Below are 16,458 nucleotides of genomic sequence, written 5' to 3'. Positions count from 1 at the left end.
CCACTCGCCTCGAGCAGACCAACAGCGCAGCCGGGAGACCCATCGTGAACGTGCAGCAGATCCTCGACCTGGTCGACTCGGGCGACATTGCCCTGCCGGAGTTCCAACGTGGGTACGTCTGGAACCGCGATCAGGTGCGCGGCCTCTTCTCCTCCCTGTACCGGGGATACCCCATCGGCGCGTTCATGACGTGGAACACCAAGGCCGACGGGGCTGCAGCCCGCGGAGGGCCGGTGGCTGTCGACGGCACGGTCAAGCTGCTCCTCGACGGACAGCAGCGGGTGACGACCCTGTACGGCGTCATGCGGGGCAAAGCGCCGAAGTTCTTCGAAGGTAGCTCCAGCACCTTTTCCGGCTTGCACTTCAACCTCGACGACGAGTCCTTCGAGTTCTACGCGCCGGGCAAGATGAAGGGCAACCCCGCCTGGATCAACGTCACCGACCTCATGATCCAAGGGATTGGCCCCTTCATCACGCGAGCTCAACAGCTTTCCGAACAAGGAAGCACGTCACTTGCGGACTACATCAACCGGCTCAACCGGATCACCCAGGTCTCGAAGATCGAGGTGCACATCGAAGAGGTCACGGGCGCGGACAAGACGCTCGATGTCGTCGTCGACATCTTCAATCGGGTGAACTCCGGCGGCACGAAGCTGTCCAAGGGGGACCTGGCACTCGCCAGGATTTGTGCGTCGTGGCCCGAAGCTCGGCATCAGATGAACGAGGCCCTCGACAGCTGGCGCAAGGCGGGATACAGCTTCCGGCTCGAGTGGCTGCTGCGGAACGTCAATGCTGAGGTGACCGGCGAGGCACTGTTCTCGGCTTTGGCCGAGGTCGAGACGCCGAACGTCAAGGCTGGCCTGACCGAGACAGTCAAGCGGATCTCTCATCTGCTGGACATCGTCGCCGGACGGCTCGGCCTGGACCATGACCGCGTTCTCTTCGGGCGGTACGCGTTCCCGGTGATGACCCGCTATCTGCACCATCACAACGGTAAGGTCCCCAGCGCCGCCGAACGGGACAAGCTCCTCTACTGGTACATCCATGCGGGTATGTGGGGGCGGTTCGCCGGATCGACGGAGACCGTGCTGAATCAGGACTTGGCCGCAGTCGACGGCGGCGGCATCGACGCATTGATCGACAACATGCGCCAGATGCGCGGCGGCGACCTGACGGTGAGGCCTGCCGACTTCTCCGGTTACAGTCTCGGCGCCCGTTTCTATCCCGTGCTCTACCTGCTGACACGCACTCTCGGCGCGCAGGACTTCGGTTCGGGAGTGCCGCTGTCCGCACACATGCTGGGGCATCTCGCGGGTCTACAGGTCCACCACATCTTCCCTAAGGCGAAGCTGTACGCGGCCGGCTACAGGCAGGGCGACGTCAACGCGGTCGCCAACTTCTGCTTCCTGACGCAGAACACCAACCTCGCCATCAGCGCCGCCGACCCCGCTCGGTACCTAGCGGAGATCGAGGAGCAGAACCCTGGCGCGCTGGCGAGCCAGTGGGTGCCTGGCGACCCCTCTCTGTGGCGAGTCGACCGGTACATGGACTTCCTCGAAGCCCGACGCGAACTGCTGGCCGAAGCGGCGAACGGCTTCCTGGACTCACTTCTGTCCGGAACCACCGCACAGTCCGCCGTTACGGACGTCGGCGCTTCGGGATCCGTAGTGCTGGCGCCCGAGTCCGACCCCCAGATTGCCGCGGTCCATGAGCTCATCGAGTGGCTCGCGGACCAGGGCTACGGCCAGCCGGAGGTCGGGGTGGAGGTGACCGACCCGACGTCCGGCACCGTGCTAGCGGTCGCAGAAGCATTCTGGCCCGCGGGGCTCCAGGAAGGCATGGGCTCCCCTGTCGTCCTGGAGCTGGAGCCGGACGAGGCAGACGAGGAGGGCCTTGCGGCTTTGGGTTACCACGTCTTCACGAGCGTCCATGGACTACGGGACTACGTGATCCGTCTCGGACAGGAAGTGCAGACAGCCTCACAGTGAGGCGCTCGTCTACCCTCGTCTCCTGTGGTGCTGACGTGCCGCGCTCATTCGACAGCATGCCGCTCCCCCACGAAGCTCGGACTTGCCGACCTCGCTGCCGTCAGACACCGCCGCGGCTCATCTCGTTGCCATACTCCGTCAGAGCACGTGCTCGGCGCGCCCCTCTCATACACTCGGCCGCCAGGCGAGGATGAATCGATGCTGCCTCAGGACCTAGAAGCGCGCCTCCGAATCGCTCTGACTTCGACGATCGTCGAAGAATTCAGCTTGTTCGTGGCCACCCCGCCCGGAACGCTCCCGAGCGAGCGCGCCTTTGCGGCACAGTTGGCCTTTCGCCTTCGACATGTCCTCGAGAACGACTGGGATATTGACGTCGATCACAATAGCTGGCCCACATCGGGAAACAGATACCCGTCGACCGCTGAAGCGCACACGCCGAACACGTCTAACCTCACGATTCACCGACGGGGTAGGAGTGGACGGGCAGACAACCTACTGCGGCTCCAGCTGAGAATGCAGAACTCGCGACATGACGAAGAGGAGCTGCAGCAGCCCTCTGAGCCGGTGGTCGCGCAAGAGTATCGGTACGACATTGCGCTGAATCTTCACTACGCCCATGTCGCAGGAGGCGGCGAACCGCCCGTCGTACTACTGCCGACGTGGTACTGGGCGGGCGCCGAGGGAAGCAGCTCGGACGTCTACACCGAGCACGCGGCACTGTCGATCTGCCGCCGCGGATACGATCGGCTGTTGTCGACCGATGGCTCCACCGAGAGGGTCACGATACGGTGGCCGAGGTCACTGGATGTGCACGCCGATGATGAGGACCGCCGGGTGGAAGTTCTCCCGCAGCTGAACATCCGATACGGCGACTGGATTCGAGGGGACGTCACCAGCGCGGCCTTAGTGCAGCTTCGGCACTCTGTCTTCTTGGAGACCGTTCACCATAGGCACACGAGGCTCGATGACGGTCTCGTCCGAGTCGATGACCTGAGTCCCTACCTCGATGCCGAAGACCCTGTCGAGTTGAACGCCGCAAGATTCCTCAAGTGGGACGACGTCACCATCATCATGATCACGAACCTCATCGAGGAGGACATTGCACAAATGATCGCCGCGTCCGATCTCACCGAGCAGGAGTATTTCAAGAGCCTCTAGCGGTCAGCACACTCGTTCGCACCGCCGAAGCCGCTTGAGCCAGCGGCTGAAGCGGTCCGACGACCTGTGACATCGGCCGGGTACAGCTCGATGGCCGCAGCCCGAGGATCGAGCGGCATCAGGGTCATCACGCTCGCCGTCCTCAGCTGCGGCATTCGGCCCACCCTAGTCAGCCGATAGTCCTTGCCGCCCAGTTCAGCCCGTTCGGCCACTCAGCGACCACCAGGAGTTCGGCTCCGCCGTCGTCGTCGAACCAGCCGTTTCCTCGCCGTCACCAGCGCCGTTGTCAGCCGGGTCGGCGAGACCATCGCCCTAGCAGTCCCCCGCCGTCCTTCACCGCTTGCGTCGTTGCTGTCGACATCAAGCACGCCGTATAGACGCCGCACACGACGGGTCGACAGCCGGACCTCGGCCCTGCCTGACCCGGCATGGGTTCTTCCACCACCCGGGATGAGGTCCTGCGCTGCCCGGGGCCACTGCCTAGCGTGACCGCACCACGATACGAGGGAGCGGACATGGCTGTGGGCTTTGAACTGATGGACCCGACCGAGCAGGCCGCGGTCGAGGGCGGGTCGGTGCTGCTCGCCGACCGGCCGGCCGACCTGCGGGGCAAGCGCCTGGTCCTGATGGACAACGGCAAGCACAACGCCCGCGAGCTGCTGGAGGCGGTCTTCGCGCTCGTCGAGCCGGAGCTGGCGCCGTCCGAGGTCATCTGGAAGACCGTGCCCGCCACCTGGCCGGCGCCCGACGAGACGCTCGACGCCATCGCGGCCGAGTGCGACCTCGTCATCGAAGCGGTCGGTGATTAGGGCAGCTGCAGCGCGGCCAGTGTGGCCGACGTCATCCTGATGGAGAAGCGCGGAATCCCGTCGGCAGCGATCTGCACCGACGCACTCAAGGCGAGCGCCGACGCCATGGCGCGCATCCAGGGCGCACCCGGCTACACCTTCGCCGTCGTCCCCCACCCGGTGAGCAGCCTGGACGCCGACGGCATCGCGAAGCACGCCCAACTGGCAGCACCGCAGGTGATGGCGATCCTGCGCGGGGAGGTCTCGTGACCGAGCAGCAGACCGGCCTCACCCCCGAGGACTTCATCGCCGCGATCGAGGAGTGCCACACCAACGGCTGGACCGACGGCCTCCCCGTCGTCCCGCCGATCCCGAGCCTGGTGCACCGCTTCCTCGAGCACACCGACCGCTCGCCGTCCGAGGTCGTCTGGACGATGACGCAGGTCAAGCGCGGCTGCACCGTCCAGGCCGCGGCGATCAACGCCGCCATGGCCGGCTGCCTCCCCGAGCACTTCCCCGTCGTCCTGGCCGCGCTCGAAGCGGCGGTCGACGAGGGCTGGCCGGGCCTCGGCGGCTGGCAGAGCACCACCGGCGGTGGCCCGCTGCTCGTCGTCAACGGGCCGGTGCGCACCGAGCTCGGCTTCAACAGCAAGGGCAACGTGTTCGGGCCGGGGTTCCGGGCCAACGCCACGGTCGGCCGGGCGATGCGGCTGATCATCATGAACGCCTACGGCATCCGCCCGCACGAGCTCGACCAGGCCACCCAGGGCTGGGCGGGCAAATTCTCCCTCTGCATCGCGGAGAACGAGGAGGACAGCCCCTGGGAGCCGCTGTCGGAGACCCTTGGCCACGACGCCGGCGTGAGCACCGTGTCGGTGCTGCACGCCCGCAGCACCGAGCACGTCGACAACCGCAACACCGGCGACCCGAAGGCCGTGCTCAACGACATCGCCGACACCTGCGGCCGGATCGGGTCGATGACCCGCCGGTTCCGCCGGGTCGGCGTCGTCATCGGCCCCGAGCACGCGCAACTGCTGGCGAAGCACGGGATGAGCAAGCAGGACGTCCGCGAGTACCTGGCCGAGCACAGCGGCCGGACGGCGGGTGCCCTGCGCGCCGCCGGCCGGGGCGAGTCGACCACCGTCTTCTCCAACCACCCGGGCGCCGCGGCCTTCGACGAGGCGAAGGCGTCCGACATCGGGCAGATCCCGGACGACGACCTGGTGACGACGCTGCGCACCCCGGACGACGTCATCGTGGTGGTGGCCGGCGCCGCCAACGCTGGGATCTCCACGGTCGTGCAGACGCTGGGCTTCCCGACCAAGACGATCGGCACGGCGGTCGTCCGACGCTGACCGTCACGCTGAGAGAGGGCGATCCTGGGACCAGTTCGTCCTGGTGCTCGGAGCCAACTCTTCATGACCTCGACGAGCATCAAAGGATTGCAGGTGATGCTTTAACAGCGGGCTCGGTTGTGAAAGGTTGTTCGCATGGCGACCTGGCTCGATGCGGAGTGGGAGCACTCGGACCTCAGCATGGTCCCTCGGTCCGACCGGCAGTTCGGCTCGTACCGGCAGTACGCCCCTGACCTGGTCACCACCCGCCCGCTGGGCATGTCCCGCGACACCGCTCAGCGAGCCACAGTGGCGGAGCGAGCCGTTCGCGGGCTGGGGACCGGACCCGTACAGCAGCTGCAGCTCAGCGGTCTCGTGCCGCGGACCGGAGATGCCGGGTAGCGCACCGAACCGCCCCCACCAGGCGTACAGCCCGGGCACCGCAGGCAGTTCCACCCGGACCTGCTCCAGGGAGGCCGGCTCCGAGCGAAGTGCGGCGGTGACGTCGTCCATGCCGCCAGTCAACGGCACGAGCCGATGGGCCTGTGGACGACGCCAGCGGCGATTCGCCGGTGCACGGCAGAGTCCTCGACCATGGAGACCCGACCGCACCCCGACATCCCGGTGACCAGCGACGCCGAGCTCACCGAACGGTGGCGCGACCTGCTGCACCTCGACGGGCCGCCGTCCCAACGCCGACTGTTCCTCGCCTGGCTGCGCAGCGACGGCACGATGGTCCACCTGCTCATCCCGGTCGAGGAGCTCCCGGCCGAGCCCGACCGGGTGGTGATCGGCGCCCTCGCCGACCTGCACGCGGTCGTGATCGACGCTGAACACGTCGACCGGGCGGATCTGCACCTGGCGATGTGCCTGGAGCGGCCCGGGCCCGCAACGCCCACTCCGGACGACGCCGCCTGGTGTGCCGCGATCGAGTCGATCGTGCGCGGGCGCGACGGCATCGACTGCAGCCTGCACCTCCACGACGGGCAGACCGCCGTTCCGCTCCTCACCCGGCGGTCGTGGCCCGGGTCCTGAAGGCGGATACGCGATCACCGTCGTGGCCGGCTGCCCGAGGGGCCGCAAACGGCCGCAGCGCGGCCACTCCTGAGCAGGCATTCCCGTCAGTCCATCGAACTAGTGTTCGAATCATGACGACGACGGCCCAGCCCACCAGCGCCCCGAGCGTTGATCAGCTTCGCGCACAGATTCGAGAGACCCTGAGTCGAGGACTGAGCGAGGGTCTCGACTCGAGCAGGCCTGGGACGTTGCTCGGTATGGCGTCGATGATGCTCGACTTCACCAGCCAGCCCGACGTCGCTCCGGAGAAGACCGCAGAGGCCGTCCGCCACCTCGTGGCCTGGGACCGCCCCGAGACGTCGGCCGGCGCGCTCGCCATCGCCACGCTGGCCGACGACTCGGGCCTACGCCGGTGGGTCCGCCGGGACATCGCCGACCGTGGGCACACCGTGCCGCGCTGGCTCGCCGACCTGCACCTCGCTGCCCCGGCCGACCGGGCGGTCGAGCTGATCGGCCCCTTCCGCAAGGCCGACGACGTCGTCCTCGGCGTCACCCTCCCGAGCGGGCACCCCCTCACCGCCGCCGTCCGCGTCGACAACGAGCTGGGCGCCCGAGCGGTCGACGGCGCACTGTTCGAGCACTCGGTCGACAGAGTGCTGCGGTCGTCGAGAGCGGATGACGACCCGGACCTCCGTGTCCGCGACATCAGCGCGGCCGACGCCCGCGCCCGGCTCACCGCTGCGTTCACCGGGGTGGACCTCGACGAGGCCCTGAGGACCCGCCCGCAGTGGCGGAGTCAGCGCTGCCTCGTGCGGTGGATGTTGTCCCGCCTCCCCGACGGGGGTGACGCCACCGTGCCCGGATGGCTCGAGGACGTCGACACCGACGAGCTCACCACGCGCTTCCTGGGCTCACCGTGGGGCCGCCCGTGGACGCGGGGCGCACTCCCGCTGCTGGTCGAGCGGGTCCTCGCCAGCGGCCTGAGCAACGGCGTGGGTGACCCGCTCCTGTGAGCGCCGCGCCACGTCCGCCAGTTGCTCGACCGGGAACTGCACGACCTCGACCCCGACGAGTTCGACCTCGACCGCGCCCCCGAGCTGCTGCGCGACCTCATCCGGTACGGCCACGGCGAGCGCGGCCTGCGACCGGAACTCACCGACGGGTCGCTGAAGGCGGTCGACCGATGGGCGCCCACCCTCCTCGCCGCCGTCCGCCGGTGGCACGACGGGCCCACTGCGTGACCTCCCGGGCGCGTCATGGTGCGCATCCACAAGGGAGCCCGACCATCCCCACGTCCGACACAGCTGGCCGAACGACCAGCCCCGCCCGCTCCGTTCGACGATCATTCAGCCGATCCCGACGTGCATCCCATCGAGGTACCGTTTCGGGGTGAGCACCCAGATCGCCGTTCGACTCCCCGAGGATCTCGTCCGCTTCGTCGATCAACTCGTTGCCGAGGGCAAGGCTGCGTCCCGGGCCGCCGTGGTCAGCCGAGCCCTCGAACGGGAGCGCCGTCGCGAGGTGGCTGCGCGAGATGCCGCCATCCTGACCGCGGGCGGTCACGACGACGAGTTCGACGACCTCGCCGCGCACGTCGTCCGCACACCGCTGGACGACCTGGCCTGATGCGTCCCGTTCATCTCGCCCAGCTGGACAAGACCCGGCCGGTGCTGGTCCTGACGCGCGAGCTGGTCCGTCCGCACCTGGCACGGGTCACGGTCGCACCGATCACGACCACCGTTCGAGGCCTCTCCACCGAGGTACCGGTCGGCCCGGACAACGGACTCGACCACCCCAGCGTCATCAGCTGCGACAACGTCGTCACGATCCCCAAGTCGGCGCTCGGTCGGCAGATCGGCCGACTGCTGCCGGAACAGGAGCCGCTGCTCACCGCTGCGCTGCACGCAGCCTTCGACCTGGACGACTTGCCACGACCCCGTTGACCACCGGATCGCCCCGGCTCGCGGTGACGTTCTTGACGGCGAGGTCCTGACGCCTTCCCGTGATCGTGATCCGGGTCAAGCTGATGGGTGACGACGCCCGCGCGGCCTCCCGTCCCGTCACCCCCCTCGGCCATCATGGACCGACGATGACTGAGGACCTGGCCGCCGGCACCGCGGAGCCTGACGACCGCCGGCTCGACCTGTACCGCTACGTCGGCGGTGCGGAGCACACCGGCGACTACCTGGCGATCATGCGGCTGTTCAGCTCCGGACTGCTCATCGACCTGTCCGCCGCCGAGATCGCCGAACGGCTGGCCGAGCAGACCGGCACCACCGCACGGCTCGACGTCGACACCGTCGAGGACCGCTGCGACGCCCTGGTCCGCTGGGGCAACCTGGTGCGCTCGGTCCGCGACGCCCGGGTGCGCACCATCGCCGACTGGCAGCGCGCCCGCACCCGGTACCAGATATCCAAGCTCGGTGGCCGGGTGCATCGCCAGGTCGAAGAGCTGATGGCCACCACCGAGGGCGCCCGTGAGGTGGCCCGGGAGCTGCTCGCCGGCACCGCCGACCGGCTCGCACTCATCCGTGACCTGGCCACGGCGGACCCTCCCGACGCCGAGCGGCTCGCCGCCGAGGTCACCACGCTCTTCGGCAACCAGCGGGTCTTCCTCGACAGCCTGGCCGACTTCTACGCCTACCTGGCCACGGTGCTCAGCCGCTACGACCTGGCCGGCGAGGAGTACGCGACCTTCAAGGGCGTGCTGCTGGACTACGTCGACCTGCTCGGCTCCGACGTCGGCCGGCACGCGCCGCTGGTCGTCGAGCGGCTCGCCGAGCTGCAGCCGCACGTGCCCGGGATCGTGACCCAGCTCGCCGGCCTGCCCGGTCTGGGCAGCGGCACCCTCGTCGAGCGGCTGCCCGGGCGCACCGAACGCGACTGGGCCGAGTTCGCCGGCTGGTTCACCGCCGGTCAGGAGCGGTCGGGGCCCGAGCGGCTGCGCGCCGCCGCCGAGCAGGCCCTCGGCCAGCTGCTCACCAACGCCAAGCGGATGGTCTCCGCCGCGGGCACCGGCCTCTCCCGCCGCGACGACCTGCTGCGGCTGGCTGCGGTCTTCGACGGCTGCCCGGACGACGAGACCGCACACCGGGTCTGGGCCGCGACCTTCGGCGCCGCACCCGCCCGGCACCTCGCGCTCGGCCCCGAGGACGACGACGGCCGCATCCCGCCGACCCTCTCGTGGTGGGACGCGCCGCCGGTCGACGTCCCGGTGTCGGTCCGCGAGCAGGGTGACCGGACCGCCCGCGGCCGGTCGGCCCGGGTGCCCGATCCCGGCCTGGACCGGGCACGGCTGCTGGCCGAGGCGGAGGCCGAGGCCGCCGCGCTGCGGGCCGCCGCCGCCGAGCTGTCCGCGGCCGGCCGGCTGCACGGCGCGCGGCTCTCCCCCGCCGCGCGGGACCTGCTGCTCGACCAGTTGGCCGCGGTGATCGCCGGCGACCAGCTCCTCGCGGAGCCGGCGGAGCGGTCGGACGTGGACCTGGGCCTCACGCTGGTCGTCGAGCCCGGCGCGGACACGGTCATCGACTCCGTCGACGGGCGGACGACCGTGCACGGGCTGGCGCTGTCGGTGCGAGGGCAGGACCAGGCATGACCACCGCCGTCACCACCTCTGCGCACGATGCCGCCGAGCGCCGGATCGCCGCTCGCGCGCTGCTGCTCACGCCCGTGCTCACCGCCGACCGGCACCCCGACACCATGCGGCTGGTGCGCCGGCACGGGCCGGCCCTGCGGGCCATGTTCGCCACCCAGCTCGGCTACACCCTCGTGGTCGAGTCGACCTTCGCCCGGCTGCTCAAGGCACCACCCGACCCCGGCTTCCCGGCCCGGCCGGCCCGCCGCGCCGACCGGCAGCCCTTTCCGGCCCGGAGCTACGTGCACCTGTGCCTGGTCGGCGCCGCCCTGCTCACACCGTCCTCCGGTGAGCAGGTGCTGCTGTCGACGCTGATCGAGCAGGTGCGGGCGGACGCCGCGGGGCTCGGGCTGGACATCCCCGACACGCTCGCCGAGCGCCGGTCGCTGGTGGCCGCGCTGGACCTGCTGGTGCGCTGGGGCGTGCTCACCGAGACCGACGGCAGCACCTCCGGCTGGGCCGAGCGGCAGGACGAGGCGCTGCTCACCGTGCACCGCCCGCTGCTGCCCTACCTGCTCACCGGCCCGCTGCCTCCCGGCTCGGACACCGCGACGCTGCTCGCACCGGCCGCCGACGACCAGCCGCGCCGCCGGCTGCGCCGGCTGCTGGTCGAGCACCCCGTGGTCCCCCGTGCTGCCCTGGACGCCGAGACCGCCGACGTGCTCTCCCGCGAGCGCCGGGAGACCGGCCGTCAGCTCGACGAGCACTTCGGGCTGGTGCTCGAGACGCGCGCCGAGGGCGTGCTCGCGCACGACCCCGACGCCTCGCTCACCGACCTCACCTTCCCCGGCACGGGAACCGTCCGGCAGGCGGCTCTGCTGCTGGTCGAGCACCTGGCGATCGAGCACATGCCCGACCCCGAACTGCGGGACGCCACCGGGGCCCACCCGCCCTGGGTCCCGGTGCCCTGGCCGGCGGTCGACGCGGCGCTGGCCGGTCTGCTCACCCGCTACGGCCGCGGCTGGGAGCGGCGGCTGCGGGAGGATCCCGCTGCGCTGCGCGCCGAGGTGATCGACCTGCTGTCGTCGCTGTCGCTCGTGACCGTGGTCGAGGACGGGGTCCGGGTGCACGCCGTCGCGGCCCGCTACCGGGCCGAGGTGACCCACCACCGCGCCGCACCGCGCGCCAGCACCCTGCCGCCGACCGAGGATCCTGGGCTGTTCGACATGGGAGGGACGCCGTGACCGGCACCGTGCGCTGGCGGCTGCACCGGGCCGGCATCCAGAACGTCTGGCACTACTGGGACGCCGAGTTCCAGCTGCCGGGCGGGCGCATGGTGCTGCGCGGCACCAACGGCTCGGGGAAGTCCCGTGCCCTGGAGCTGCTGCTGCCCTTCCTGCTGGACGCCGACCGCCGCCGGATGGACTCCAGCGGATCCGGTCAGGTGAGCCTGGACCGGCTGATGCGGGTCGGTGGCCCCGAGGGCGGCAACCGGGTGGGCTACCTCTGGCTGGAGCTGGCGCACACCGACGGCACCGCGGAGCCGGAGCGCCACCTGACACTGGGCGCGCACCTGCGCTGGTCGTCGTCGACCGGCGCCGTCCGGGTGCACTGGTTCACCACCGAGCGCCGGGTCGGGCACGACCTGCCCCTCCTGGACGCCGACCGGCACGCCCTCTCCCGCGAGGACCTCGGCCGACTGATCGGCACCGAACAGCTCACCGACTCCCCCGACGTCCACCGGGAGCGGGTCCGCCGGCTGGTGTTCGGACTGGTCGACGCCCGTGCCGAGGAGCGCTTCGACGGCCTGACCCAGCTGCTGCACACCCTGCGCTCCCCCGACGTGGGCAACCGGATCGACGAGGGCCGGCTGCCCGCCCTGCTCTCCGATGCCCTCCCGCCGCTGTCCCAGGCCACCCTGGACGCCGCCGGCGCCAAGCTCGACGAGATCTCCGAGACCCGGGCGTTGCAGGAGCGGCTCGAGCGGGGCGTCACCGACCTCGAGCGCTTCCTCACCGTCTACCGCCGCTATGCCCAGGGCGAGCTGGCCGCCGCCACCGGCCGGGCGCGCACCGCCGTCCGCGATTCGGCACGGGCCGACCGGGCCGAGGCCACAGCACGTCGGGCGTACACCGACGCGGACGCGGCGGCGGCCGCCGCGGCCGCCGTCCACACCGAGGCCCAGGAACACCTCGCCGAGGTGCAGGCGACGCTGCGCGGGCTGCAGGACTCCGCCGAGCACCGTGACCTCCTGGAACGGGCGCGCACCGTCGCCGCGCAGCGGGGCACCGCCGAGAGCGCCGCCGACCGGGCGGAGGCAGCGCGGCGTGCCGAGGCGGAGGCGGCCGAGCGTGTCGCCCGCGAGGCCACCGACACCACCGAGGTGAGCACCCGGGTGTCGGCCCGGCTGGCTGCCCTGGCCGAGCAGTCCGGGGCTGCCGGGGTGCCCAGCACGCTCCCGGCCGAACTGGTGGCTCGTCTCGTCGACGTGCCCGGCGCCACCGAGCCGGTGCGCAGCCGCCCGGACGGCGATCCGCAGCCCCTCACCCGGCCGGCGCGAGCCACCGTCGACCTCGGCGACGCCGACCTGGCGGCGCTGCGCACGGCAGCCGGCACCGTCCGCCAGGCCGCCGCCGACCGGCAGGCGCTCACCACCGCCCGGCTCACCGAACAGCGCCGGCTCGCCACCGAGGAGACCGGCGTGCTGCGGGCCGAGCAGCGGCGGGACGAGGCGGCGGACCGGGAGCGCGAGAGCGCGGGCCGGCGGGACGCCGCGGTCGAGGCAGAGGTGGCCGCTGGAACGGACCTGCGCGACCGCTGGCGCACCTGGGTGGGCGCTCGGGAGACCGCCCGCCGGCTGGGCGACGTCGACTGGGCGAGCACCGCGGTGGGTGCCCTGCTGGCCCGTGCCGACGAGCCGGAGCACGTCGAGCCGGACCTCGTCGACGAGGCAGCGCTGGACCGGCTGGACCGGGCCGCCGATGAGGCCGCCCGCGGCGCCGTGGCGCGACTGGTCACCGAGCGTGCCGAGGCGGAGCAGGAACGCCGCGCGCTGCGCGAGCGCCGGGCGCAGCTCACCGATCGGCTGGCGGGCCTGCGGGCCGCCCGTGACCCGGAGCCGGAGCGGCCGGGCTGGACTGCGTCCCAGCCGGGCACCCCGCTGTGGCGCGCCGTCGACTTCGCCGCCGGGGTGGGGCCCGGGGAGCAGGCCGGCGTCGAGGCCGCGCTGATCGGTTCGGGGCTGCTCACCGCCGTCCTCGCGCCAGCCGGGGCGACGACGCCCGGCACCGGGGAACTGTTGGTCAGCGCCGCCGGTGAACGGGTTGCCCGGCCGCTGTCCGAGGTGCTGGTGCCCGATCCCGGCTCCGGCGTCGACGGCGGGCACGTGGCCGCGGTCCTCGCGCGGATCGGCTGGGCGGACCGGGCCGGCGAGTGCTGGCTGGACACCGACGGGTCCTTCCGGCTCGGCGTCCTCACCGGCCGGCACACCGTGCCGCACGCCCGGCACATCGGCGCCACCGCCCGGGCCCGGCACCGCGCGGAGCAGATCGAGACCGTCGAAGCGGAGCTGCGCGACGTCGACACCGCCGTCACGACGCTCGACACCCGGCTCACCGGGGTGGCCGCCGAGCTCACCGCACTCGACGGGTACGTGCAGACCGCCCCCCGGGCCGGCGCCGTCCGGGAGGCCGCCGCGGCCCGGCGCAGTGCCGAGCAGGAGCTGGCACGCGAGTCGGCGACCGCCACGCGACTGGCCCGCACCGCCGCCGAGCTGCGCGCGGCGCACGACGTCGCCCGGCGGCGACATGTCGAGGCCTGCGCCCGTCTCGGCCTGGCCGCGGACGAGGCGGCGCTGAGCACGGCGCGCGACCGCGCCGGGCAGACCGTCACCGCGGCCGAGGCGGCGGCGACGGCCCTCGGGGACCTCCGCCGTGCGCTCGCCCGGATCACCGATGCCCAGGGGGCGGCCGAGCGGGCGCAGGAGCAGCGACGCGAGGCCGAGGACGTCGCCGAGCAGGTCCGTGCCGTCTGGCACGAGGCGGCCACCGCGCTGGCCGCCGCCGAGCTCGCCGCCGGGCTCGACGCCGACACCGCCCGGGCCGAGCTGCGGGCCGCCGAGCGCGCGGTGACCGAGGCACGCACCGCAGCGAAGGCAGCGGACGGCACCCGGCTGGCCACCCATTCCGCACGCAGCAAGGCGGAGGCCGACGCGGAGACGGCCGCGGCCGCGGCACTGGCCGCACGCGCCACGGCCGGGAGCGCTGAGGAGGTGCTGCGCCGGAGGGTCGAGCTGCCGGGGCTCGCCGAGGCGGCCGGGGTCGACGCCCTCCCCACCACCGGGTCGCTGGTCGGCGTTCTGCTCGCCGCACTGCCCGACCCGCTGCCGGAGCCCGACCCCGACGGCTTCCAGAAGGCGCTGCTCGCGCTGGAGAAGAGCCGGGACCCGGCCGACTACGACCTGGTCACCTCGGTGGTCGAGGGGGTCAACCTCGTGGAGGTCGCCGAGGCGACCGGCCGGCGCACGCTGTCCGCCGCGGTGGCCGAGCTGGTGCGCCGCCGCGACCTCGGCCGGGTCGCGCTGACCGAGCGGGAGCAGCGGATCTTCACCACGTTCGTGCTCGGCTCGGTCGCCGACGAGCTGCGGCAGCAGCTGCTGTGGTCGACCCGGCAGGTGGAGCTGATGAACGAGCGGCTGGCCGGCATCCGGACCAGCCACGGCATCGGCGTGGAGATCCGCTGGCCGTTGGCCGAGGACGTGACCGGCGCGGTGACCCGCATCGAGGAGCTGGTGCGCACCCGGGCGTCCGCCCGCTCGGCGGACGCGAACGCCGAGCTGAGCGAGCTCCTCCGCGGCCGGGTCGAGGAGCAGCTGCGCAGCGACCCCGCGCAGGGGTACGCCACCGCGCTGCGCGCGGCGCTGGACCACCGCGCGTGGCACACCGTCGAGGTCTACATCCTCGGCCCCGGCGCCGGGGAGCGACGGCGGATCAGTCGCCGGGCCCGGCTCTCGCAGGGTGAGACCCGGGTGGTCAGCTACCTGGCGCTGTTCGCCGCGGCCGATGCGTTCTACGCCGGCCTGCCCGACCCGGAGGTGCTGCGGCTCATCCTCCTCGACGACGCCTTTGCCAAGGTCGACGAGCGCACGATCGGCGAGCTCATGGCCCAACTGGTCATCCTCGACCTGGACGTCGTGATGACCGGGCACGCGCTGTGGGGCTTCGGGCCGGGCATGCCCTCGCTCGACGTCTACGAGGTGCGCCGCGCCGAGGGCACACCGGCGATCACCACCCGGGTGCACTGGGACGGCACCACCCGCCACTGGTTCCGGTGACCGGCCCCGCGGCCCCGCTGTGGGCAGAGCTGCGCGCCCCGGCGCTGACCCCGGTGTGGGCCGTCGTCCGCCGGCGGTTGGAGGCGACCGGGCTGGAACCGGCCGGAACCGTCGAGGTGCCGCTGGACGAGACGGCGGCGGACCTGCTCGGCGGCGTGCTCGGACGCCGGCTGCGTCCGGGACGACGACGGCTTCCGCTGCCGGACCTGGACACCGCCCTGCGCAGCTCCCCCGCAGCCTGCTCGCTGGTGGACGTCGTGGTCGAGCTCGGCGGGCCACTGCGGAACCGGCCGGCGGAGAAGCGGGAGGCCTCCGACGTGCGGCGAGCGGCGGAGGAGGCGTGGGAAGCGGCCCTCGCGAGCGCGGAGCTGAGCGACCCATGGGTGGCCCGGTGGACGGCCGGGCTGCGCGCCGACGGCTTGCTGGTCCCGGCATCCCAAGACGCGTTCCCGATCGCGGTGGCGGCGGTCGCCCGAGTGCTGCGCGATCCCACCGCACGGACGCTCGGTGAGCTGGCCGCATTCGTCGCCGGGGACGCGCACGCCCTCGACGCCGGCCGTCGCGCCGGCACCATCGCCTACCGGGGGCTGGCCGCCGAGCGCGGCGAACCCGCGCCGGCGACGGCCGAGGAACGGGCCCGGCTGTGGACGCACGTGGCGGTGCGCACCGACGACGTGTCGGGGACCGTGCTCGTGCTCGGCTGGCGGCCGCACGGGACGAACCGGTGGGCAGGCATGATGCGCGAGCGCGCCGAACTGGGCCTGCCCACCCACCTGACGCTCCGCGAGCTCCGGACGGCGGACGGCCCGTGGGCCGCGTCGGGATCGGTGCTGCACGTCTGCGAGAACCCGCAGGTGGTGCAGGCCGCTGCCGACCGCGGGGCACCCGGGCCGCTGGTCTGCCTGCAGGGCAACCCGTCCGCGGCGGGCGCTCTGCTGGTCGAACGGCTGCTGGGCGACGACGCGCACGTGCGTTACCACGGGGACTTCGATTGGCCGGGGCTGCTCATCGCGGGGCGGGTACTGGCCCGCGGTGCCACGCCCTGGCGACTGGGGGCCGAGGACTACCTGGCGTCCCTGCCGGCCGGCGCAGGCGTCCCGCTCACCGGCCCCGAGGTCCCGACACCGTGGGACCCGTCCCTGCGGGCGGCCCTCCGCGACCACGGCCGGGCCGTGCACGAGGAGGCCGTGCTGGACGTCCTCCTCGCCGACCTCGGCACCGCTGTCTTCTAGCCCCTCGACCGACGTCCGCCGGCCGCAGCCCAGCC

12 protein-coding genes and 1 pseudogene are annotated in these 16,458 nt (G+C 72.3%); all 13 read left to right on the top strand.

The window, feature by feature from the left end:
* Positions 1-44: 44 nt before the first annotated feature.
* The 13 genes and pseudogenes from ACI79Y_RS00815 (at position 45) to ACI79Y_RS00755 (ending at position 16,423) form a co-directional block, all read left to right on the top strand.
* Complete coding sequence (locus ACI79Y_RS00815) at positions 45-1,988, top strand: GmrSD restriction endonuclease domain-containing protein (protein WP_457156667.1); 1,944 nt, start codon at positions 45-47, stop codon at positions 1,986-1,988.
* A gap of 198 nt (positions 1,989-2,186) precedes the next feature.
* On the top strand, positions 2,187-3,146 hold the full coding sequence (locus ACI79Y_RS00810) for a hypothetical protein (RefSeq protein WP_457156666.1): 960 nt from the start codon (positions 2,187-2,189) through the stop codon (positions 3,144-3,146).
* 428 nt (positions 3,147-3,574) lie between these two features.
* Positions 3,575-4,204, top strand: a pseudogene (locus tag ACI79Y_RS00805) (UGSC family (seleno)protein).
* A complete protein-coding gene (locus ACI79Y_RS00800) occupies positions 4,201-5,289 on the top strand; it encodes a hypothetical protein (protein ID WP_457156665.1) in 1,089 nt (362 codons plus the stop codon). Before ACI79Y_RS00805 ends, ACI79Y_RS00800 begins: the two are co-directional and overlap by 4 nt.
* Positions 5,290-5,862: 573 nt before the next feature.
* Positions 5,863-6,303 (top strand): hypothetical protein, encoded by a 441-nt coding sequence (locus ACI79Y_RS00795; RefSeq protein ID WP_457156664.1) that lies wholly within the window; start codon positions 5,863-5,865, stop codon positions 6,301-6,303.
* Between the two features lie 239 nt (positions 6,304-6,542).
* Positions 6,543-7,298 (top strand): hypothetical protein, encoded by a 756-nt coding sequence (locus ACI79Y_RS00790; protein WP_457156663.1) that lies wholly within the window; start codon positions 6,543-6,545, stop codon positions 7,296-7,298.
* 21 nt (positions 7,299-7,319) lie between these two features.
* Positions 7,320-7,526, top strand: a complete 207-nt coding sequence (locus ACI79Y_RS00785; protein WP_457156662.1) for a hypothetical protein — start codon at positions 7,320-7,322, stop codon at positions 7,524-7,526.
* 148 nt (positions 7,527-7,674) lie between these two features.
* Positions 7,675-7,911 (top strand): ribbon-helix-helix domain-containing protein, encoded by a 237-nt coding sequence (locus tag ACI79Y_RS00780; RefSeq protein WP_457156661.1) that lies wholly within the window; start codon positions 7,675-7,677, stop codon positions 7,909-7,911.
* Entirely contained in the window at positions 7,911-8,228 is a 318-nt protein-coding gene (locus ACI79Y_RS00775; RefSeq protein ID WP_457156660.1) for a type II toxin-antitoxin system PemK/MazF family toxin, read from the top strand. Before ACI79Y_RS00780 ends, ACI79Y_RS00775 begins: the two co-directional genes overlap by 1 nt.
* A 146-nt stretch (positions 8,229-8,374) precedes the next feature.
* The gene (locus ACI79Y_RS00770) at positions 8,375-9,880 is read left to right on the top strand and encodes a DUF2397 domain-containing protein (RefSeq protein ID WP_457156659.1); all 1,506 of its coding nucleotides are present in this window, start codon (positions 8,375-8,377) and stop codon (positions 9,878-9,880) included.
* Positions 9,877-11,103: a TIGR02678 family protein gene (locus tag ACI79Y_RS00765; protein ID WP_457156658.1), complete on the top strand. Its 1,227-nt coding sequence runs from the start codon at positions 9,877-9,879 to the stop codon at positions 11,101-11,103. Before ACI79Y_RS00770 ends, ACI79Y_RS00765 begins: the two co-directional genes overlap by 4 nt.
* Positions 11,100-15,191 (top strand): SbcC/MukB-like Walker B domain-containing protein, encoded by a 4,092-nt coding sequence (locus ACI79Y_RS00760; protein WP_457156657.1) that lies wholly within the window; start codon positions 11,100-11,102, stop codon positions 15,189-15,191. Before ACI79Y_RS00765 ends, ACI79Y_RS00760 begins: the two co-directional genes overlap by 4 nt.
* Positions 15,188-16,423: a TIGR02679 family protein gene (locus ACI79Y_RS00755; protein ID WP_457156656.1), complete on the top strand. Its 1,236-nt coding sequence runs from the start codon at positions 15,188-15,190 to the stop codon at positions 16,421-16,423. The genes ACI79Y_RS00760 and ACI79Y_RS00755 overlap by 4 nt, the downstream gene beginning before the upstream one ends.
* The last annotated feature ends 35 nt before the right edge of the window (positions 16,424-16,458 follow it).

The sequence above is a fragment of the Modestobacter sp. SYSU DS0875 genome, from assembly GCF_054050915.1.
This window is presented reverse-complemented; position numbering and strand designations above follow the sequence as displayed.

What these genes read in the sequence shown, in the direction of transcription:
- ACI79Y_RS00810 (WP_457156666.1), top strand. Translation starts at nt 2,187, where the DNA reads ATGCTGCCTCAGGACCTAGAAGCGCGCCTCCGAATCGCTCTGACTTCG.
- ACI79Y_RS00795 (WP_457156664.1), top strand. Translation starts at nt 5,863, where the DNA reads ATGGAGACCCGACCGCACCCCGACATCCCGGTGACCAGCGACGCCGAG.
- ACI79Y_RS00790 (WP_457156663.1), top strand. Translation starts at nt 6,543, where the DNA reads ATGGCGTCGATGATGCTCGACTTCACCAGCCAGCCCGACGTCGCTCCG.
- ACI79Y_RS00775 (WP_457156660.1), top strand. Translation starts at nt 7,911, where the DNA reads ATGCGTCCCGTTCATCTCGCCCAGCTGGACAAGACCCGGCCGGTGCTG.
- ACI79Y_RS00770 (WP_457156659.1), top strand. Translation starts at nt 8,375, where the DNA reads ATGACTGAGGACCTGGCCGCCGGCACCGCGGAGCCTGACGACCGCCGG.
- ACI79Y_RS00765 (WP_457156658.1), top strand. Translation starts at nt 9,877, where the DNA reads ATGACCACCGCCGTCACCACCTCTGCGCACGATGCCGCCGAGCGCCGG.